Source organism: Achromobacter xylosoxidans, from assembly GCF_014490035.1.
Taxonomy (GTDB): Bacteria; Pseudomonadota; Gammaproteobacteria; order Burkholderiales; family Burkholderiaceae_B; genus Achromobacter; species Achromobacter bronchisepticus_A.
Map to the genome: position 1 here is coordinate 3,528,006 of NZ_CP061008.1, position 20,419 is coordinate 3,548,424.

At 63.1% G+C, this 20,419-nt stretch carries 19 protein-coding genes; 8 read left to right on the top strand and 11 right to left on the bottom strand.

From position 1 onward, the window contains the following. Window positions 1-77: 77 nt before the first annotated feature. The 6 genes from arsH to IAG39_RS16495 form a co-directional block, all read right to left on the bottom strand. On the bottom strand, window positions 78-800 hold the full coding sequence (arsH, locus tag IAG39_RS16470) for an arsenical resistance protein ArsH (RefSeq protein WP_059379812.1): 723 nt from the start codon (window positions 798-800) through the stop codon (window positions 78-80). Between the two features lie 95 nt (window positions 801-895). Continuing rightward, window positions 896-2,083, bottom strand: a complete 1,188-nt coding sequence (locus tag IAG39_RS16475) for an MFS transporter (RefSeq protein ID WP_118933075.1) — start codon at window positions 2,081-2,083, stop codon at window positions 896-898. A gap of 3 nt (window positions 2,084-2,086) precedes the next feature. Next, entirely contained in the window at window positions 2,087-3,166 is a 1,080-nt protein-coding gene (gene arsB / locus IAG39_RS16480; RefSeq protein WP_118933076.1) for an ACR3 family arsenite efflux transporter, read from the bottom strand. Between the two features lie 4 nt (window positions 3,167-3,170). Continuing rightward, complete coding sequence (locus tag IAG39_RS16485; RefSeq protein WP_059379781.1) at window positions 3,171-3,671, bottom strand: arsenate reductase ArsC; 501 nt, start codon at window positions 3,669-3,671, stop codon at window positions 3,171-3,173. 8 nt (window positions 3,672-3,679) lie between these two features. Continuing rightward, the gene (locus tag IAG39_RS16490) at window positions 3,680-4,174 is read right to left on the bottom strand and encodes an ArsI/CadI family heavy metal resistance metalloenzyme (protein ID WP_118933077.1); all 495 of its coding nucleotides are present in this window, start codon (window positions 4,172-4,174) and stop codon (window positions 3,680-3,682) included. 13 nt (window positions 4,175-4,187) lie between these two features. Beyond that, on the bottom strand, window positions 4,188-4,514 hold the full coding sequence (locus tag IAG39_RS16495; RefSeq protein ID WP_118933078.1) for an ArsR/SmtB family transcription factor: 327 nt from the start codon (window positions 4,512-4,514) through the stop codon (window positions 4,188-4,190). 724 nt (window positions 4,515-5,238) lie between these two features. Here IAG39_RS16495 and IAG39_RS16500 point away from each other — a divergent pair. Beyond that, complete coding sequence (locus IAG39_RS16500) at window positions 5,239-6,069, top strand: IclR family transcriptional regulator (RefSeq protein WP_118933079.1); 831 nt, start codon at window positions 5,239-5,241, stop codon at window positions 6,067-6,069. Here IAG39_RS16500 and IAG39_RS16505 read toward each other — a convergent pair. Beyond that, a complete protein-coding gene (locus IAG39_RS16505; protein ID WP_118933080.1) occupies window positions 6,061-6,519 on the bottom strand; it encodes an acyl-CoA thioesterase in 459 nt (152 codons plus the stop codon). The genes IAG39_RS16500 and IAG39_RS16505 overlap by 9 nt on opposite strands. A 34-nt stretch (window positions 6,520-6,553) precedes the next feature. Then, a complete protein-coding gene (locus tag IAG39_RS16510) occupies window positions 6,554-7,816 on the bottom strand; it encodes an alkyl sulfatase dimerization domain-containing protein (protein WP_118933081.1) in 1,263 nt (420 codons plus the stop codon). Between the two features lie 205 nt (window positions 7,817-8,021). Here IAG39_RS16510 and IAG39_RS16515 point away from each other — a divergent pair, with 205 nt between their 5' ends. The 7 genes from IAG39_RS16515 to IAG39_RS16545 all read left to right on the top strand — a co-directional run bounded on the left by IAG39_RS16515 (window position 8,022) and on the right by IAG39_RS16545 (window position 17,804). After that, entirely contained in the window at window positions 8,022-8,993 is a 972-nt protein-coding gene (locus IAG39_RS16515) for a Bug family tripartite tricarboxylate transporter substrate binding protein (protein ID WP_118933082.1), read from the top strand. Window positions 8,994-9,004: 11 nt separating this feature from the next. Continuing rightward, window positions 9,005-10,297, top strand: coding sequence for an alkyl sulfatase dimerization domain-containing protein (locus IAG39_RS16520; RefSeq protein ID WP_118933083.1), 1,293 nt, complete (start codon window positions 9,005-9,007; stop codon window positions 10,295-10,297). Window positions 10,298-10,300: 3 nt separating this feature from the next. Beyond that, window positions 10,301-11,221, top strand: coding sequence for an alpha/beta fold hydrolase (locus IAG39_RS16525; protein ID WP_118933084.1), 921 nt, complete (start codon window positions 10,301-10,303; stop codon window positions 11,219-11,221). Between the two features lie 4 nt (window positions 11,222-11,225). Further along, window positions 11,226-13,322 (top strand): acetate--CoA ligase family protein, encoded by a 2,097-nt coding sequence (locus IAG39_RS16530; RefSeq protein WP_118933085.1) that lies wholly within the window; start codon window positions 11,226-11,228, stop codon window positions 13,320-13,322. 221 nt (window positions 13,323-13,543) lie between these two features. After that, the gene (locus tag IAG39_RS16535) at window positions 13,544-14,245 is read left to right on the top strand and encodes an RNA polymerase sigma factor (RefSeq protein ID WP_223283308.1); all 702 of its coding nucleotides are present in this window, start codon (window positions 13,544-13,546) and stop codon (window positions 14,243-14,245) included. Window positions 14,246-14,249: 4 nt separating this feature from the next. Further along, a complete protein-coding gene (locus tag IAG39_RS16540; protein WP_118933087.1) occupies window positions 14,250-15,269 on the top strand; it encodes a FecR family protein in 1,020 nt (339 codons plus the stop codon). A 99-nt stretch (window positions 15,270-15,368) separates the two neighbouring features. After that, entirely contained in the window at window positions 15,369-17,804 is a 2,436-nt protein-coding gene (locus IAG39_RS16545) for a TonB-dependent receptor (protein WP_118933088.1), read from the top strand. A gap of 135 nt (window positions 17,805-17,939) precedes the next feature. Here IAG39_RS16545 and IAG39_RS16550 read toward each other — a convergent pair whose 3' ends face one another. The 3 genes from IAG39_RS16550 to IAG39_RS16560 form a co-directional block, all read right to left on the bottom strand. Further along, window positions 17,940-18,284, bottom strand: coding sequence for a c-type cytochrome (locus IAG39_RS16550; protein WP_059379774.1), 345 nt, complete (start codon window positions 18,282-18,284; stop codon window positions 17,940-17,942). Next, window positions 18,281-19,528, bottom strand: coding sequence for a sulfite oxidase (locus tag IAG39_RS16555; protein WP_059379773.1), 1,248 nt, complete (start codon window positions 19,526-19,528; stop codon window positions 18,281-18,283). Before IAG39_RS16555 ends, IAG39_RS16550 begins: the two co-directional genes overlap by 4 nt. Window positions 19,529-19,723: 195 nt before the next feature. Further along, window positions 19,724-20,356, bottom strand: a complete 633-nt coding sequence (locus IAG39_RS16560; RefSeq protein ID WP_059379772.1) for a class I SAM-dependent methyltransferase — start codon at window positions 20,354-20,356, stop codon at window positions 19,724-19,726. Window positions 20,357-20,419: the final 63 nt, after the last annotated feature.

Sequence of the window (20,419 nt, forward strand, 5' to 3'; positions counted from 1 at the left end):
CACCCGGATTCTTGTTGACCCCAGTGATTTCAGCGGCTGGAACACGCAGCTCAGCCGCAAGTTGCCCTCCGCCACAGCTAGATTGAGCTTTGCTTCATTCGGCTCGACAGCGCAGCGGCGGTTTCCTTGCGTTCGCTGTAGCGATCCACCAAGTAGGGTGTCGCATCCCGAGTGAGCAACGTGAACTTCATCAACTCCTCGACGACGTCCACGATTCGATCGTAGTAAGGGGAGGGCTTCATACGTCCCGTATCGTCGAACTCTTGGTAAGCCTTGGCTACCGACGATTGATTCGGGATAGTCAACATGCGCATCCAGCGCCCCAGCACCCGCATCTGGTTCACGGCGTTGAACGACTGCGAGCCGCCCGACACCTGCATCACCGCCAGCGTCTTGCCCTGAGTCGGTCGCACGGCGCCCACCGACAGCGGGATCCAGTCAATCTGCGTCTTCATCAATCCCGTCATCGCGCCGTGACGCTCGGGCGAACTCCAGACCATGCCGTCGGCCCATTGGACCAATTCGTGAAGCTCACGAACCTTGGGATGGTCCTCCGTGGCGTCATCGACCAGCGGCAGGCCGGAAGGGTTGAACAACCGGGTTTCGCCACCCAGCGCCTCGAGCAGGCGCGCCGCTTCCTCGGCAACCAAACGGCTGTAAGAACGCTCACGCAGCGACCCATACAACAGCAGGAAGCGCGGCGCGTGCGTGGCACGTTCGGGCGAGAACAGCTCGGCCAGGCTTGGTTTTTCAAACAGCGAGGGATCGATATTCGGCAAATCGGCGAGGAACTCAGACACGGTTGCCCTCCGCATCGCGCGACGTGCGGCAGGCCGGGTTGTGATAAATCGTGATGGAACTCATGAAACACCTCTATTGATACGGAATTCAAACTTCAATCGTGCGCAGGCCGCGCTCGCAGTACCAGCAAGGCTGCGCAGGCCGCCAAGCCTATGGCCCCGGATAGCCACAGAGCGTTGGCGCCCCACGCATCCAGCGCCAGGCCGAAGAGAAACGGGGCGGCCGCTTGCGCGACACGCGCCGGCATCATCAACCATCCCTGGCGGGCGCCATAGCCCTGCGGGCCAAACAGCGCCAACGGCAACGTGCCCTTGGCGATGGTCAGAATGCCGTTGCCCGCTCCGTGCAGAATGGCGAACACCGGCGCCATTACCGGTCCGCCGGTCAACAGCACCGCAACGCCGGCCGGATGCGCAAGAGCCGCCAGGCGCGCCGACAACAAGGGATGAACCTGGCGTAGAAGCCCAAACTCGAGTAGGCGTCCAGCCACCTGCGCGGGACCGATCAGGGCGCCCACGGCCACAGCAGCGGCGAGGGTCGCGCCAGCAGCTTCCAGCATGCGCGGCAAGTGCGTGGCCATCGCGGTACTGATGAACCAGGTCGCTGCAAACACGAAGGCGAGGAGGGCAGTGGCATACCTCTGCGGTTTCGACTCGGGAACGGCGCGCGGCCCGGCATCCACGCTGCCGGTGACATTCGGGGCTTCCGCCTTCCGAACAGCCGCCGCCTTGGGGAGCCAGGCGTTCAGCGGCAGGCCGACCAATAGATGCAAGCCTGCCCAGCCCAGGCATGCGCCGCGCCAGCCGAACTGCGCTTCCATCCAGGCGGAAAGCGGCCATCCCACGGTACTGGCGAACCCTGCGATCAGCGTGATCCCCGTAATGGCGCCACGGGCACGATGACCATAGAGGCGCACCAGGCTGGAAAACGCCGCCTCGTATAGTCCGGATCCCATCGCCACTCCCATGACGAGCCAGGCGGCCACCATCGTCCAGAGCCCCTGAGCGCTGCCTAGCATCCCCAGCCCCAAGGCGAACAGCAAACTCGTGCCGACCAGCACGATGCGGCCACCGCGGCGATCGATTGCTTGTCCTGCCCACGGGCCGACCAGTGCCGATGCGACCATGGCTATCGAAAAGGCCGCGTATACCGTTGGCGCGGAGAGCTCCAGATCGCGAGCCATTGGATCGGCCAGCATTGCCGGCAAGTAGTAGGAAGACGCCCAGGCCAGGGTTTGGGCCGTTCCCAGGGCGCCGACAACGCGGACAGGGGCGCTGGCCATAAATCAATTCCGCATGGCGCCGGCGTCGTACCAGCCTTTGCTCCGATTGACGATCCGCACGACGAGCAACATCACGGGCACCTCGATGAGCACGCCAACGACTGTCGCCAACGCGGCACCGGACTGGAAACCAAACAGGCTGATCGCGGCGGCAACGGCCAGTTCAAAGAAATTGGATGCGCCGATTAGCGCCGACGGGCACGCAATGCTGTGCTTCTCGCCGACCCGGCGATTGAGCCAGTACGCCAGGCCGGAGTTGAAGAACACCTGGATAAGAATGGGTACGGCCAGCATGGCGATAACCAGCGGCTGCCCGATGATGGCCTCGCCCTGGAACGCGAAGAGCAGTACCAGCGTCAGCAGCAGGGCGGCCATCGAGAATGGCCCGATTCGCTCCAGCGCCGCTTCGAACGCCGCCTGGCCGCGGCGAAGCAGCGCCCGGCGCCAGAGCTGGGCAAGAATGACCGGAATCACGATGTACAGCCCGACGGACACCAAGAGCGTGTCCCAAGGCACGGTGATGGCCGATAGACCCAACAGCAGTCCAACCACGGGCGCGAACGCGAACACCATGATGGTGTCGTTCAGCGCCACCTGGGACAGCGTGAAAACCGGGTCGCCGCCGGTCAACCGGCTCCACGCGAAAACCATGGCGGTACACGGCGCCGCGGCCAGGAGGATCAGGCCGGCGATGTAGCTATCCAATTGGTCGGCGGGCAACCACGGGGAAAAGATCTGGCGGATGAAAAGCCACCCCAGAAAGGCCATCGAAAAGGGCTTGACGGCCCAATTGATGAACAGCGTCACGCCGATGCCGCGCCAATGCTGCTTGACCTGGCCCAGTGCGCCGAAGTCCACCTTGAGCAACATCGGAATGATCATCACCCAGATCAGGACCCCAACCGGCAGGTTGACCTGGGCGACCTCCAGGCGGCCAATCGCCTGGAACAACGCCGGCATAAGCTGCCCAAGCGTCACCCCCAGGACGATGCAGAGGAAGACCCACAACGTGAGGTAGCGCTCGAAAACACTCATTCCGGGGCGCTCGCGCGGGGCCGGCGCCGCCTGCGTACTGGACGACATCGGTTTACTCCCGGGACTGGCCAATGCCGCGCAGCTCGGTCTGCAGCGACATGGCATCCAGGCGGTCAAGCGGCAAGGACAAGAACAGTTCGATACGGCGCTTGAGCATTCGCGCAGCTTCGTGGAAGGCCTTGAGGCGTTCTTCCTCGCTGCCCTCATGCGCCGCGGGATCCGCCACGCCCCAGTGCGCAGTCATCGGATGGCCCGGCCATACCGGGCAGACTTCACCCGCCGCGTTGTCGCACACCGTGATGATGAAGTCCATCCTGGGGGCATCCGGGGTGGCGAACTCGTCCCAACTCTTGCTCCGGTACCCATCCGCGGGCAACGAATAGGATTTGAGGGTGGCGAGAGCTAGAGGGTGGACCTCGCCCTTGGGAGTGCTACCAGCCGAGTACGCCTGAAACCGGCCAGCGCCCAAACCCTTAAGCAGCCCTTCGGCCAGGATTGAACGCGCGGAATTGCCTGTGCATAGAAAGAGCACATTGAAAGGGGAGTGCGACATGAGATTTCCTAGCAGCAACGGGTAGTGGAGTTTGCTTTTGGGGTGCAGCAACCGGTGGGCGCCGCAGCTTTGATCGACGGCGAACCGCGGTCGGGCGCCGCCACCTGATCGACATGAGCGCTGTGCGCCTCGCCATAGACGGGGATGGAGCCCAGCGTGTGGAAGTGCTCCCAAGCCAATCCTTGTGGATCGGTGACCCAGTATTTCTCGCTGCGGGCGTAGCAGCAGGACGTTTCTCCCTGATCATCCAGAACCAGGCTCGCAGCCTGCGCCCGGGATTTCAATGCATCCAGTTCCTCGGCGCTGTCGGCCTGAATCCCGAAATGATCAACGCCCAGGCCGGCGCCACGGGTCGATATGGCGAAGTTCACAGGAGGATCATCCAGCATCCACTTTGCGTAGTCGGATTCGACGCGGGTTGGCTCAAGCGCGAAAAGCCGGGAATAGAAACCAATGTTCCTGGCCAGGTCATCGACATGTAGATGGACGTGGAAGCGCTTCATGGAGAACTCCTGATTAGCAGCTCGTGCAGGCCGCGGGACCGGAAGCCTCGCAGGGCGCTCCCTGGCAGCAATGCTCGGTGAGATAGCCGAGCAAGCCATTCATCTTCGAGAAATCGGCGCGGTAGATCAGATTGCGCCCCTGTTGCTCGACGCTGACCAGGCCCGCATGCGCCAGCTCCTTCAGGTGAAAGGAAAGCGTGTTGCGCGCGACTCCGAGCTGGTCCGCCAGGACGCTAGGCATGAGTCCTGGCAACCCGGCCACCACGAGCGCGCGGAAAGTCCGCAGTCGTTGGGGATGGGCAAGAGCGCCGAGCGCTGAGATGGCTTGATCTTCGTTCATGATTCGATCATACAACGATTGTTGAATTATATGCCAGTGCAGAACTGCCGTTCGCTTGCATAAACCTGTTCAGTCCCGCTCAGACTCCTGACCATGGAGCGGGGAAGCAGTCGTGAACTGATTTGCGCAAAGTAGGCTTTCCTGTATTGGTTCAAAAGCCGAACAACTTAAGCAAATCCATCCCATATCCGTACCGGGTTTCTTGCTTCCGGGATCTCGAGCGGGTGCGCACTGAATTTTGCTTGGAGACGGTGCAAGTACCCTTGATTTCCGTAGCGATCTGGTGGAAGGCCTAATGGAAGACTCCGCCGATCTCGAGCCTCAGCATTCTTCATACCGAACGATAGCCGGGCCAATCAATTGCACCTGAGTAATTGGCTTCGCCCTCCGTCAACACGGCAAGGATCTGGCTCTCTGTAAATCTGCTTTTCTTCAAGGGAGTCTCCGACGCAAGGAGGCGCCGAAATTCTGCCGGTTGGGGCCTATTGGGAGAGGGAGCTTATAGGAGTTCATTCGAGGAGATAGGAAGCTCAATCAACCAATAGCCGTTAGCTGAGGAAGGAGAGGATGCATCATCGCGTTTTCATACATCTACTAGTCAGTAGCAGCTCATGCTGATCGCGCTGGGGTATGAATCGCGGCGTGCCATTAGGGGTTTTATCCGTTTACGATTGAAATAGTGCAGAGGACAATATTTGATTGTTTACAACCCTTCGCTATCCGCATGGACTCGGCACACCAGAAGAAGACACCCGGAAAAACGGGCCGCCTTACGACAACGCTTGAACGGGGGCTGCGCGTGCTGCAATGTTTCGACAGCCGCGATGCCGTGCTCAGCAACGGCGAAATAACCAAGCGCACAGGGCTTCCCAAGGCCACGGTATCGCGGCTGACGCATACGCTGGTGCAACTGGGATACCTGAGGGTGAGTCCGGACAATGGCCAGTTCATCCTCGGCATTGGGGTGTTGTGCCTGGGTTATCCGCTGATGTCGGGAAACGTCCTCAGTCCCTCCATGTCGCAGCACCTGACGCGCCTGGCGCAGCTGATCGACGGGACCGCCACGATCAGCATGCGGGACCACTTGCGCATTGTCTCGCTTCAATCGGAAAGCGCTAACGATGTGCTGCGCCGCCGGCCAGGAATAGGGCTTTCCCTGCCGTTCTGCGGCAGCACCGCGGGTTTGGCCTGGCTGATCGGCGCAACCGAAGACGAGCGGGCCAGGGCGATACGGGAGCTGCACTACGCCGCCGATGAAGAAGCCGTCGTCAAGTATTTGAACCTCTATCGCAACGCGGCAGCCTTTCATCGACGGGAAGGCTACGTCATGACGGAAAACCTGGTGCATCAGGACACCGCCGTCTACGCCAGGACCCTGTACCGCCGGCCAGGCGAAGACCTGCTGATTCTGTCATGTGCGATCTCCACGCGCACCCCGGCCGGGCAGGATGCGAGGACCTCCGTGCCGAGGCTGTTGGCCGGGGTGGCGGAAACCCTCAACGACGACCTCCGGAAGCCCACGCGTTCCAGGGCAAGTGATAGGGCGTCAGCGTAAATCGTCTGCCTCATACAGGCGATGGATACGCTCACGCAGACCTTCCGACAAGACAACCTTTTCACCGGAGGCATTGCACAGCCAGACGCAGATTGCGTGGCTGGACGCAACCCGCCCCTGATGCCACACCGCGAACTCCATGCGGAAGCTGGAGTTCTTCAGCCAGACGAATTTTCCGGTGGTCAAGACCCGGGTCGCGATACCGATAGGCTTGTCATAGCCGACGGCCAACTCCCGGATGACCGGGCCTGCGCCGTTCAGCGCGAAGGGCGGATAGTCCAGTTCAAGAAACATCGCATTGCGGACCTCTTCGAACCAGCCCAGGTGTGCGCGGTGGTTTACGTGGCGAAACGCATCCAGTTCACTCCAGCGCACATCGAATTCCAGTCCAAATCGCCAACCGGTCTCGACGCCGTATGCGGCGATGGTGTCGTCAGTCAATTGAGGCATATCGATTTTGTCCTGTCAGTGTCGCCTGTTGCAGTCATACCCATTCAAACCCGACCTTCTGGCCTGACGTCTGCCCGATGGCTTGCCCGCGCAGGCTGTCGGCCGCACTGAGCAGCAAGCTGCGCGAAACGAAAGAGGGCAGCTCCTGCGCACGTTGCTCACACAGTTCCGCCTTCAGGCGGCGGGCCTGCATGACGGCGGGCATATCTGAATCCGCCAGCGCCAGCAGGTCGACGACATGCAGGGCAAGCTGGGTTTCTCCTGCCTTCTGCAAGGAGAGGGCATGCTGCAGCACTTGCTCCGGACGCTTCACGGCGCCCAGGACCGCGCCAGCTGCCGCCCGAACCGGGCTGGGATGCAGATCCGTGGGATTGCGGTTCCACCAGCCGTTCTCGGAACGCCAGACATCGCGGATCACGAATTCCGCGCAGCCGTACGAAGGTTTCATGTAAGGGTTCCCGAAGAGTTCGGCGGGCAACTCTACGGCATGGATGATTTCTTCAACAGACAGGCCGGCATTCATGTGGCGCACGACCTCCTGCCTCAGGTATCGGAGGGCTCGCGCCGGAACGGAAAGCGCCTCGGCGATTTCCTCCTTCGCCGTCAAGGGCTTGCCGAACTCGGGGATCAATACCTCCGGATCCAGCTCGAGAAATCGCTCCAGCGTATCGGCCCACACGCAGGGATCGCGCAAGATGCGGTAAGGCGAGCCGCTATTGGGGCAGGTCTTGATGAATGCGTTCGAACCATAAAGCACCTTGGATTCCGGAATCCAGACGGCAGTTCCATCGTCGGTTTCGCCCGGCGCGTGCAGCAATTGCACGCAACGCTCCGAGCCATGGACGAGCATTGTGTGTCGGTACGTCGTATCGGCCGGCGTGAACCAGTTCGAGGGCGGATCTTCCGGGTAGGCCGTGCGGAACTGACGGGTATTGGTATGGCTTTGCAGGCCGGCGGTTTCCCGATAGCGGCGGAACCGGCGCGCGACATTTTCATGGGCAATGAGCTGAGGCGGCAAATGGCCATCTTCCCGGGCCGCCTGTCGCCAGGCGTCGACGCCGTTGTTGTAGCCCATGTGGCCGTGGCTGTAGACGATGAAGGCGACAGGCTTTCCGAGGCCCAGGCGGATCTCTTGAATCATGCGCCGGGTGATGTCGCCGCCCGGTCCGCTATCCACCAGTAGCAGGCCGCTGCCCAGATCGACGACCAGGGAATTTCCCTGTCCGCCCAGCGTATATACATGGGGGGCATGTTGGATAAGTCCGTGGCTGCGCATCAAAACGTCGGCACGTGTCATGGTTGTTGTCTCCTTTGGGACGGGCGTCATTGGTCATGTATCCGGGCAAATTCTAGGTGTGGTGTTGCCGTCGGGGATCAACGTTTCATTCTTTGGAACAATGTGTTCGGCAGGCGCCGAAGTCCCTAGAATTTTCTCCACGCACGGACACCCTGGCATGGCCGCCGGGGAGGCTGCGACATAAGCAAAATCCACGGAGACAAGCATGTTCAACTTTGCAAAGCCCTTGGCCAAGCTGGGCTTGATGGCAATGTATTGCCTGCCGGCTTGGGCCCAAGCCACCTTTCCGACACACGCCGTGGTGGCGGTTTCGCCCTTCGCCGCCGGCGGACCGAACGACACCTCACTGCGCCTCATCCTCCAGGGGATGGCTGCCAAGTTCGGCGGCGACTACGTGGTCGAAAACAAGCCCGGGGCAACTACGCGAATCGCCAATCAGTACGTGGCCCGGGCCAAACCTGACGGACACACCTGGCTCTATGCGGCAGCGCCCATCGCGAATTTCGCGGCTGCCAATGTCAAGACGTCCTACGACCTACGCAAGGACTTCGCGTTCATCGGCCCGGTTGTCGTCACGCCGCTGTTTCTGGTGGTCAAGGCGGACAGCCCCTACCGTAGCGTCGCAGACTTTGTAAACGCCGCCCGCAGCCGCCCGGACGGCGTGACGTTCGCAAACTCCGGCTATGGGGCCTCTCCGCACCTGACCGCGGAGTTGTTCTCGATGAAGGCGGGATTCAAGCTGCTGCCGATCCAGATGAAGGGCGATGCCGCCTCCTACATCGAACTTCTGGCAGGGCGCGTGGATGCGACATTGACCTCGCTGACCGGCGCCTTGCCATTTATCCGGGAGGGCCGCCTGCGTGTGCTGGCCGTCGCCTCACCCGAGCGTTCCAGGATCTATCCAGACGCCCCCACGTTCAAGGAAGCCGGATATCCCGACGTCGTCGGCTTCGGCTGGTTCGGCCTGCTTGCACCGAAGGAGACGCCATCCGATGTTGTGCAACTGGTCAATCATCGAATCAATGAGTTGGCTTCCGATGCAGCCTTTACGGAACGTCTTCTATCCACCGGCGTGGAAATTGCGCCCCAGACGCCTGAGCAATTCAAGCAATTCGTGAACGAGGAGGTCCGCAAGTGGGGCGAGGTCATGAAAGAAAACAATATCAAGCTGGATTGAGGAGGAACGAGATGCAAGGTGCTGATGCAGTCAAGAAGGGGACGGCAGGGGTCGTGCTGTTCGACAACCCCGTCCGCAGGGACATCGTCAAGGGCATCCACACGATCGGAGGGCAGGGGAATTCGCTTGCCATCGAGACAGGCCGCGGCGTCGTAGTGGTGGACGCCGGACCGGGAGGCAAGATCACGGCGGCGATGATCGCGAATCTGCGCGCCATCACTCAAGCGCCCGTCCATGCCATCGTCTACAGCCACGGGCACAACGGCTACAACTCGGGCGTTTCCGCTTGGCGCGAGCATGCGGAATCGCGCGGCGAAGCCGGACCGGTCTTGATTGGACACCGCGGCGTTGCGCGGCGCTATGGCCGATACGTGGAGACGGCTGGGCTACAGCAATGGTTGAACGGCCGGCAGTTCCGCAGGGAATTCAAGCCTTACATGGCCGATGCGTTCCAGTCACCCGACGTTCAGTTCGAAGACTTTCTCTCGCTGGACTGCGGCGACCGCAGCGTAGAGCTGATTCACGCTCCCTCAGAAACCGATGACAGCATTGCGGTATGGCTGCCCCAGGATCGATTCCTGTATGCGGGCCCCGCATTCATCCGTAGCATCCCGAACGCCGGAACGCCGCTGCGCACCTTCCGGGATCCGATGCGTTGGGCGGGAACCCTGGAGCGCCTTCAGGCGCTAGGCGCCGCCATCCTGATGCCGGAATTCGGTGATCCCGTGACGCGCCCCGAAGAGATACAGGCCGCGTTTTCGGTCACCGTCCGGGCATTGCGCTACCTGCGCGCGGAGGTAGTGGCGCGTATGAACCAGGGCATGGACGAGCGGGATATCCTGGCGGACATGTCCTATCCGGACGAGATCTTCGGCCACCCATTCCTGCGGCCGATCTACGGGTGTCCGGAATACATCGTGCGGGAGATCTGGCGTTCTGAAAACGGCTGGTGGGACCGCAATCCAACCACGCTGCATCCGGCGCGTCCGCAGGCGGTTGCCGCCGCCTTGCGCGCCGCATTGGGCGACGTCGATTCGGTGCTGGACCACGCGCGTACCTTGCAACGACAAGGAAAAACGCAGTTGGCCCTGCATGTGGTCGATCTGGTGGCGTCAAGCCAGAACGACGATCCGCAAACCCTGTTGGCCCGCGAACTGAAGGCGGAACTGTGCGTAGAACGCGCTACGCAAATGCCCTCCATCGTATCGCGCAACATTCTGCTCAGCAGCGCCGAGGACGTGCTTGGTCTGCCCATCGGGGCGCGTCGCGCGGACGACCCCACCTTCGAATTTTCCTGGAACTAGGTGATGGAAAAGATACTTGACCACCACGAAATCCGTCATGGGCGCGCGCTTGCCCATGGGGTATCCCTGCATTACGCGGAATGCGGCGACCCGGCGAATCCGCTGATGCTGTTCATCCATGGCTTTCCCGAGGCGTGGTTCGCGTGGCGGGAGCAGATGCGTCATTTCAGCGACAAATATCATGTGGTTGCCGTCGACACCCGCGGCATCAACGAGTCCGACAAGCCCGGCCAGGTCGAAGACTACCGCATCAAGCCTCTGGTCAAAGACATCGTCGTCTTGATCGAGGCACTTGGCCACGAGCGCTGCATCCTGGTCGGGCACGATTGGGGCGGCGCAATCGCCTGCGCGGTGGCGCTGGCTGCTCCCCAGCGGCTGCTTGGCCTTGTCCTCATCAATGCGGTGCACCCAGTCTTGTTTGCACGCCAACTGCTGCGCAATCCCGCGCAGCAGGCGGCCAGCCAATACATGCTGGATTTTCGCAGCGAGCATTTCGCGCAAGCTGTTCAACAGGATGATTGCGCCTACTTGATAGCGATGCTCTCCGAGGATGGAGACAGGCCGGATTGGCTGAACGACGCGGCGTTGGAAGAGTATCGCGCGGCATGGTCGCGTCCAGGCGCGGTGGCTTCGGGCCTCAACTATTACAAGGCGACGGCGCTGTACCCCGGTAACGATGCTCAACTGGCAGAAGTCGGCGACAGCAACCTCGACGCGTTCATTTTGCGCATGCCTACGCTCGTGCTCTGGGGGATGCGAGACCGCTATCTGCTTGCCGGTTGCCTGGACGGATTGGATCAATTCATACCGGATCTGCAGCTCCATACGCGCGACGATGCGTCGCACTGGATCGCGCACGAAAAGCCTGAGTGGATAAATACGATGATAGACACCTTTGCGCTTGGCGCCAGGGCAGGGGAGTGATGACGTGACCGATACGCAGTTGCTCACCCGGCTGTTTTACCCCCGAAGCGTCGCCATCGTGGGCGCGTCCTCGTCGCCGACCAAGATCGGCGCGGTACCCGTATCGTTGCTTGCGCAACATGGCTACGGCGGCAAGCTCTATCCCATCAACCCGGCCGCCGAGACGGTGCAGGGCATGCCTGCATTCGAATCTCTGACTGCCGTGAAGGCGCCGGTGGACCTGGCGATCGTTTCGGTGCCGGCGGCGCGGGTGTTGCCGGTCCTGCATGAGGCCCTGGAACTCGGCACAAAGAACTTCGTGCTGTTTTCATCAGGTTTCGCCGAAGCCGGAGAGGCAGGGCGGCTTCAGCAACAACAGTTGACCGAGCTGGCGCTTGGCCACGGGGCAAACATACTTGGGCCGAACTGCCTGGGCTTCATGAACATACGGGAGCGCGTTTTCGCGACATTCTGCACCGGGCCGGCCGGAGGATTGGTACAGCCGGGCAATGTAGCCATCGTGTCGCAAAGCGGGGCGTTCGCGGGCTACGCGTATACCTTGGCTCGCGAGCGCGGTCTGGGCCTGTCGCATTGGATCACCACCGGCAACCAGTGCAGCATCGATGTCGCCGACTGCATCGCCTGGCTGGCCGGCGACCCGCAAACTCGCGTCATCATGGTCTATATGGAAGGTTGCACGGACGGCGAAAAGCTAAAGGATGCGCTGGCCAAGGCATACGCCGCCGGCAAGCCCGTCGTGGCCTGCAAAGTTGGACGGACGTCGTCAGGGGCCCAGGCGGCGGCGTCGCATACAGCGGCCATGGCGGGCGATGACGCCGTCTATTCCGCCTTGTTCAAGCAATATGGTGTGGCCCGCGCTTACACCGTCGAGGAATTCTTCAATCTGGGCTACGCCTTTTCCGTGGCGGACGCATTGCCGTCGAACCGGGACATCGGATTGCTGACAATGTCGGGAGGCGTGGGCGCGCTGATGGCGGACGATGCGCAGATCGCAGGCTTGACCATGTCGCCGCTGCCCAAAGCAGCCAGGCAGTCGATCTTGCGCAGAGTGCCATTCGCCGGCGTGAACAATCCGGTGGACATCACCGGGCAAGCCACGTCTGAGATGGACCTTTTGTCGTATACGGCTCGGCTGATGCTGGACGAGGGGAGGTACGGCTCCCTGGTGGTCTTCGTGGGTGCTGTCGCCGCATCTCCGGCGCTTTGGCCGCATGTGCGCGAGTTCGTCTGCGATATCCGCAGTGCCTATCCTGACACGCCGCTTGTGCTCAGTTGTACGATCGCCCCGGCCAACAAGCAGGACCTGGAGTCCTTGGGGTGTCTCGTGTTTTCCGACCCTAGCACCGCCATCCACATGGTTCGCGCCTTGTGTTCCCGCCGCGACGGCAGACCGCCGCGCGGCCTGCCAGGCAGGACAGGTACCGGGACCGTCGCATTTCCGGAGCGTCTGGGCGAAGCGGCATCGTTCGCATTGCTCGAGGCCGCCGGCATACCAACGGTCTGCGCGACGGTATGCGCGAACCCACGCGAAGCGGTCGCTGCCGCGCGGCGGTCGGGCTATCCGGTCGTCATGAAAATCGCATCGGCGGACATCGCGCACAAGAGCGATGTAGGTGGCGTGCGCCTCGCCATCGCCGACGACGCGAGCGTCGAATCGGCATTCAGCGAGATCATGGCCACCGTGGCCGCCAATGCGCCAACGGCGGCATTGGATGGCGTTCTGGTTGCACCGATGGTGAAAGGAGGGGTCGAATGCATTCTGGGCGCCCACATCGATCCGGTTTTCGGCCCGGTAGTGATGTTCGGCCTGGGAGGCGTGTTCGTGGAGGTCCTGAAGGACGTCAGCTTCCGCCTGGCGCCGATAGACGAGGACGAGGCTCGCAGCATGGTGGCCGAGATACGGGGCGCGCCATTGTTGGCCGGTGCGCGCGGAGCGGAACCTTCCGACATCCAGGCGCTTTGCCGCGCCATCGCCGCGCTATCGGAGTTTGCCGCCGCCAATCGGGAAGGCCTTTCATCCATCGACGTGAACCCGCTCGCAGTCCTTCCAGAGGGTAGCGGCTGCATCGCGCTTGACGCCGTCATCGTCCCGCGGACCTAGGGCCGTACTCATTAGCAACGACAAACCGAGGGTGCGGGTCCAACGGGTCCGAAGCCCGCACCCTTGGTTTACTTGATTCTGACTTGGCAATCCGCCCGACGCGACGAGGGCTGGGGGTTAGGACCGTTACTCTCCAGATTTGCTACTTTACATAATACACATTATGCGTATTGAGCCTTCGCGTAAACGATTGCTTGCCGCCCAGGATCCAAGCAACAATAATGGGAATCATTATTGAACATGCCCATGACCGCGCTGTCCTGACCAAAGCCCGTTTTTTCTCTCCAGCCCCGATGTCCGCATCCTCCCCAATTCGTTCCATCCAACGGCCCGCAGCCACCACGACAGTACGCGGATTCGTCGACGAGTTGCTCTGCCATTACCGTGACCTGCAACGGCATCTCAACTACCAATTGCGGAACCCGGACGACGCCGCCGACATTGCCCAGGCAAGCTTCGAGCGCGTTTACGCCAACGGTCTGGACCAGGCACGAAAGAACGGCCCCGCGATCGAATCCTTGCGCGGCCTGCTGTTCCGCGTCGCGCACAATCTCTGCATCGATGAGGCGCGCCGCCGCAAGGTCGCGCAGAACTGGCAGGCCCTGCATGGACCGCTGGAAGCCGAAGCGATGGCGCCGTCCGCCGAGCAAGTCGTGTCGCAGCGCCAGATGGTCGAGCGCGTAGCCGCGGTGCTGGCGTCTCTGCCCGCGCGGCGGATGCAAGTCTTTCTGCTGTTCCGCGCCTACGGCTACAGCCGCGCCGAAATCTCGGCAAAGCTGGGTATCACGGAAGCGGCGGTTGCCAAGCATCTGGTGCGCGCGACCCTGGATTGTTCGCACGCGTTGCGCAACCTGTACCTGGAATCTGAAGTCCGCGGCGGCCGGGAACGCGGGAGCGCTCACGTCACGGGCGCGAGCGACTGACATCATGCCGCAGATCCTCGACGAGGCGCTCATCGACCAGGCCCTGAGCCTGATCGCTACTGCTGAAGTCGCAACCGAACGCGCCGCGCGCCAGGCGGCTTCCCGGCTGACCGCTTGGCGCGCACGTACGCCGCAGCACGAGGCCGCGTACCTCGAAGCCTTCCGGCGCTGGCAACTGCTTGCCGCCATGGCGCCGGAAATGCGCACGCAGTTCGACCAGGAGGACCTCATCCTTGCCTCGGATCGCCAGTTGCCTCGCCGTGCGCTGCTGGGCTGGACTGCCGCGGGCGCCTGTACCGCCTTGTTCGGCGCGGGCTGGTACCGGCGGCAGCCGCTGTACCAGGCATCCCACGAAACCGGCTCTCGCCAACTATCGCAGGCGCAGGTACCCGATCAACGCGATGACGGCGGCCCGGCCACCCGCATCGACCTGAGTCCGGGCACGCGCCTCGCGGTCAGTCTCTACCGGCACGAACGCCTGGTGGAACTGACCCAGGGCGAAGCGCTGTTCACGGTCGCCGCCGACGCCAGCCGCCCATTCCGCGTCCGCACCCGCGGCGGCGAGGTCGAGGTCGTGGGCACGGTGTTCAGCGTCAGCGACCGTGGCGGTGCAGTCTCCGTGGCCGTGGAAGAAGGCCATGTGCGCTTCCGCCCTGCTCTGCCCGATGTCCGTTGGTACAGCCTGGCGCGCAGTGGCCCTGCCCTGGATCTGCACGCCGACACCGCCGTCAACTGGCGTAGCGGCAAAGTGGATGCCGTCCGGCGCATCGATCCTGACAGCATCGCCGCCTGGCGCAATGGCTGGCTATGGTTCGACAACCTACGCCTGGACGAGGCCCTGCCTGGCATCAACGCCTTCCGCGAGCGCCCGCTCAGGACTGCCGATCCGAAGGTCAACGCGCTGCGCCTGACCGGGCGCTTTCGCAGCGCCGACGCCGACAACGCGGCGAATCTGCTTGAAGCGATACTCCCGCTACGCGCGGAATCGCGTCCGAACGGCGATGTCGTACTGCGGCTGCGCTGATTTTTCCCGGCTGGGTGTCTCCATTTTCGCGCCTCATCCGTCTTCTGTATCGATAAGGCCGCCATCGGGGCGGCGGATTTCTCGATAGACGGAGTTGAAATGCACCAATCCGGTATTTGCCGGCCATTCCTGGGCCGTTCCGCGCTGGGCCTGGCGCTGTCGGGCGGCATGGCCATGGCGCTGGCCGCCGTACCCGCCGTAAACCAGGCCCAGACAGCGCCGGAACAGCTCCATGCCATCGATGTGCCTGCGCAGTCGCTGAACACGGCGCTCACCATGCTTTCACGCCAGACCGGCACCCCCATCATGGCCGGCGGCGCCCACATTGCCGCGCAACAGGCGCCGGCAGTGGCCGGCCGCATGACGGTCCGGGAAGCGTTGTCCCGGCTGTTGCTGGGATCCGGCCTGTCCGCCGCGTCCACGCCTGGCGGCGGGTACGCGGTAACCGGCGCCGCGCAGACTCCGGCGGTGACTACATTGGCGCCGGTGCAGGTAATGGGAAGCTCCCAACTGCCCGAACCCTACGCCGGCGGCCAGGTCGCGCGCGGCGGCCGGGTCGGCCTGCTGGGCGAACGCGATGCGATGGACACGCCGTTCAATATCGCCAGCTACACCGCTGAACTGATCCAGAATCAGCAGGCCAACTCCATCGCCGACGTGCTGGCGAACGACGCGTCGGTGCGCACGGTCAACGACGGGCAAGGCTCGGTCGCCGGAACCGGCGACGAATTCCAGATCCGCGGTTTTCCGGTGCGCAACCAGGATGTATCGTTCAACGGCTTGTACGGCATGCTGCCGCTGCGCACCATCGCGCTGGATGGCGTCGAGCGCGTGGAAGTGCTCAAGGGTCCGACCGCCCTGCTGAACGGCATGAGCCCCCGTGGCAGCGTGGGCGGCGGCATCAACGTCGTCCCCAAGCGCGCCGGCGACGACCCATTGACCCGGCTGACAACAACTTATCAGTCCGACTCCCGATTTGGCGGCATGGTCGACATCGGACGGCGCTTCGGCGAGAACCAGGAATTCGGCTTCCGTTTCAACGGGTCATACCGCGACGGCGATACGGCGGTGCAGAACCAATCCAACCAGCTCGGCGTGGCGGTGGTCGGCCTGGATTACCGCGGCGAACGGCTGCGCGTATCGCTGGACGCCGGCCACCAGACCAACAACATCGACGCGCCCGGCGATTCGGGCGTGCTGATCTTCGGCGACAGCCTGCCCGTGCCGCGCCCGCCAGATGCTTCCAAGGGCTACTCCCCTGACTGGGGCTATGCCAAGTCGCGCGACAACTATGGCGTGTTGCACGCCGAGTACGACCTGGCCCCGCATTTGACCGTATTCGGCGGCGTAGGCTACCGGCGCAGCAACAATCGCTACCTGTACGCCGACCCGATAGTGGTCGGCTCAACCGGCGAGCTGCTGATGCGCCCGTACTATTGGCCCAGCTACGAGCAGAACGTTTCCACCGTGTGGGGCGCGCGCGGCAATTTCAGTACCGGCCCCGTGAAGCACGAAGCCAGTCTGAGCTACTCCACGTTCGAGCAGCGCGCCGGCTATTACGACTACTACATTTTCGGCCTGTCGCCATCCAATCTGTACGATCCTGCCGACATCCCCAAACCGTCGATCGACGGCCTATCCAGCTCGCCGCCGCGCACTTCCCTGCTGAAGCTGCCGACTGTCGCGCTGGCCGACACCCTCTCCTTTGCCGATGACCGGGTTCAATTCACAGCTGGCCTGCGCTACCAGACAGTGAAGGCGACGAACTACAGCTACACCACCGGCCGGGAGACTTCCAGCTACGACGAATCGGCCGTCACGCCGGCCTTCGGCCTGGTGGTCAAGCCATGGACCGATGTCTCGCTGTACGCCAACTACATAGAAGGCCTGACAGCGGGCCCCATCGCTCCGGCTGGAGCCTCGAACGCAGGCGAGATCTTCGCGCCCATCAAGACCAAGCAGATCGAAGCTGGGGTAAAGGTCGATTTCGGTACGCTCACGACCACGCTGGGCCTGTTCCAGATCAAGCAGCCCTCCGGCCTGACGACTGTCGATAACGGCGTGACCCGCTACGACATGAGCGGCGAACAGCGCAACCGCGGCGTGGAATTCAACGCCTATGGCGAACTGGCGCGCGGCGTGCGCCTGTTGGGCGGCGTCACCTACATCCAGCCGACGATGATCCGCACCGCCAAGCCCCAAACCGATGGCAACAGCGCCGTGGGCGTGCCGCGTTGGATGGCCAATATCGGCATGGAATGGGATCCCTCGTTTGCGCCCGGGCTTACCTTGAGCGCACGCGCCCTGTCGACCAGTTGGCAGTACCAGAACCTGGAAAACAGCCGCCGCATCCCGGGCTGGACCCGGTGGGACCTGGGCATGCGCTACGCCACCCGCGCCTTCGATCACCCCGTCACGCTGCGCGCCACGGTCAACAACGTATTCGGCAAGGATTACTGGTCGTCGGCATCCGAGGGGTATCTGCGCCTGGGCTCGCCCAGGTCGGTGCTGCTGTCGGCATCCATCGATTTCTAAACCATGAACAGGCCGAGCCGCCGGCTGCGGCGCGGCCCCCGCTCATGGCCGCAGGCATCTCAGCCTGCCGGTTCCAGTATCGCCCCGCGCCAGACGCGTGCGCAGCGCGCTAGATACTGGCGCACGGCGCCGCGCTCACTGCTGCGCGCCGGTAGCCTTGGCCACATACGCCGCCAACACCTCGATTTCCTTATCCGACAAGCTCGTATAAGCCGGCATCTGGCCGATGCCGTTGCGGATGGCCGTCTCCACGCGCGCCGCATCGGGCTTGAGTTCATCGAGCTTGGGGCCGATGGCGCCGCTGGACTGGGCGTCGTTCAGGGTATGGCATATCGCACAGGCTGGCGTCGCGCCGACGAACAAGGCGCGACCCGCCTCCATGTCGGGGTCGGCTGCCAACACGCCGGCATGCAGGCAAGCGATCAATAATCCGGCGCCAAATGCGCGCTTCCTGGGTAACGCCAGCGCGGTTTCCCTCATGCCTTGGCCACCACGGCCACGGCATGATCGCGCCAACTGCTATTGATGTATCCGCCGGAATTCTGCGGACGTTCTTCTTCCTGCACCCGGCCTTCGGTATCGGTCGCGCGGCTGACGAGCACATGTTCGCCGGCCGTCAGTTCCACCGGCAATGCGAACTGGCGCCACGCATAACGCCCCAGATCCGGGCCGACCAGTTCCGCTTTCTGCCAGTTTTTGCCGCCGTCGATCGAAACCTCGACCAGCTTGATGCCATTGGTGCCGCCAAAAGCCACGCCTTGCACCACGACGCGCCCGGCCTTCAAGGTGGAGGCGGCCGGATTGGGCGTATTGATCCACGACTTCACGCCCATGGCCCAGACCGAGGGCTGGCTGGGGTCTCCCTTTTGGCCCGGCGGCGCCAGGCGATAGCCGGTCTGCTGGATCGCGGCCGCGCTTTCCTTTTCGGTGAAGGCCAGTCGCTTGATGTATTTGACGCTGTTCACGCCCGTGTAGCCCGGCACGATCAGGCGCAAGGGACCGCCATGGGCCAGCGGGATCGGCTCGCCGTTCAGCTCCCACGCCAGAAGCGCATCCCGCATCGCTTCCTTGGGCACGGAACGTTCAACCATGACCATGTTCGGATCCAGGCCGTCAGGCAGCTTCTCGCCGCCGGTTCCGGTCATGAACACGGCCGCCGCCTCCATGCCGCCGCAGTGCTCGACCAGCACGCTGACCGGCAAGCCGCTCCAGATCACGCAACCGGCCGCGCCGACCTGCCAGGGCGTGCCGCTGGGCTTGTTCGGGAAATAGCCGCGGCCGTTGCCGGAACACTGCAAGACCATGGCCAAAGTCTGCAAGCCCATGGTCTTCAATTGCCCCACGCTCAACGACATCGGTTTGGCCACTCCGGCGATTTCGACGACCCATGCGTCCCGGTCGGCGACGATGGACTCGTCAGGCGGCGGCAGATTGTTGCGCACGTAGAGTTGGCGCAGCGGGGTGACCACCCCGTTGCCGAATGCCTCGCGCCGCGTCTCTATGGTGTTGGCGCTGTGCACGATCATCGCATCGGGCTGCTTCCAGGCCGCATAAGCCGGCAGCGGCTTGGCGGCAGATGCCGGCGCCGGTGCGGCAGCCGCGGCTGGCGCGGCTTTCTGCTCGGCGGCCAATGCCGCGCGTCCCAGGCCTGCTGCGGCCAGGGCGCTGGCGCCGCCAGCCAACAGGCGCCGTCGCGCCGCGCTCTCGATCAGGGATGAACGCATTGCAGTCTCCTCGTTGGGGTCCGGAATCGTTGGTGTTCCAGAACCCTGCCGGCCTGCTACGACGTGGCTGTTTACCCCGCACGCACGTGTCCCAGGCCGCCAATAGTTATGACTGCGATGTTGGTTGAGCGATCTTTTCGTGTCAATTAGTTATTTGCAATACCCTGCCCTAGCCCGTTTGGATAGGCCAGCCACCTAAGCCTGCCGGACCAGGCGGTAGACCGAAGCCGGCGGCAGGTTCAGCGGCACAAACCTGACCTTGCTGGCCATCAAGCCGCAGGCCTCCAGCACGCTGGCGGATATCGGACAGCGCACCCCATAGGTGAAAAGGGCCATCGAGCCCTCTGCCGGCAGCGCGTCGAATACGGCGGCCAGCAGTTGCTGGTGATGCGCCTGGCTCATATTGCGCAACGGCAGGCCGCAGATGGCGGCGCCGATCCCATCCATTTCGGGATGGCGCTTGCGGCAGAGATCCTGCGCCGGCACCCGTAGCACCGCCGCCTCCGGAAACTGCGCCTGCAAGCTGCTGCTCATGGCCATGTCCTGTTCGACCAGCACCAGATTGGCCGGGTCCACGCCCCGGCGCAGCATTTCGCGGGTGAAGACGCCCGTGCCGCAGCCCAGTTCCAGGACTTTGCCCGCGCCGGGCGGAATGCAAGCGGTAATGGCCGCGGCCAACGCCGGGCCGGATGGCGCCACCGCGCCTATGGCCGCGGGATTGGACAGCAGCGCCCGGACGAACTGCGTGCGCTCCTGCAACCAGCCCATCGGCGAGCGGCTCGCAGGCTGGCGCGGAACAACGGTCTTGTAGGATTGCGTGGAATGCATGAGGCCTCAGTCTCCTGGATCGGGAATTCCGTACGACCCCGAAACCTTAACTGCGCCAGGCCC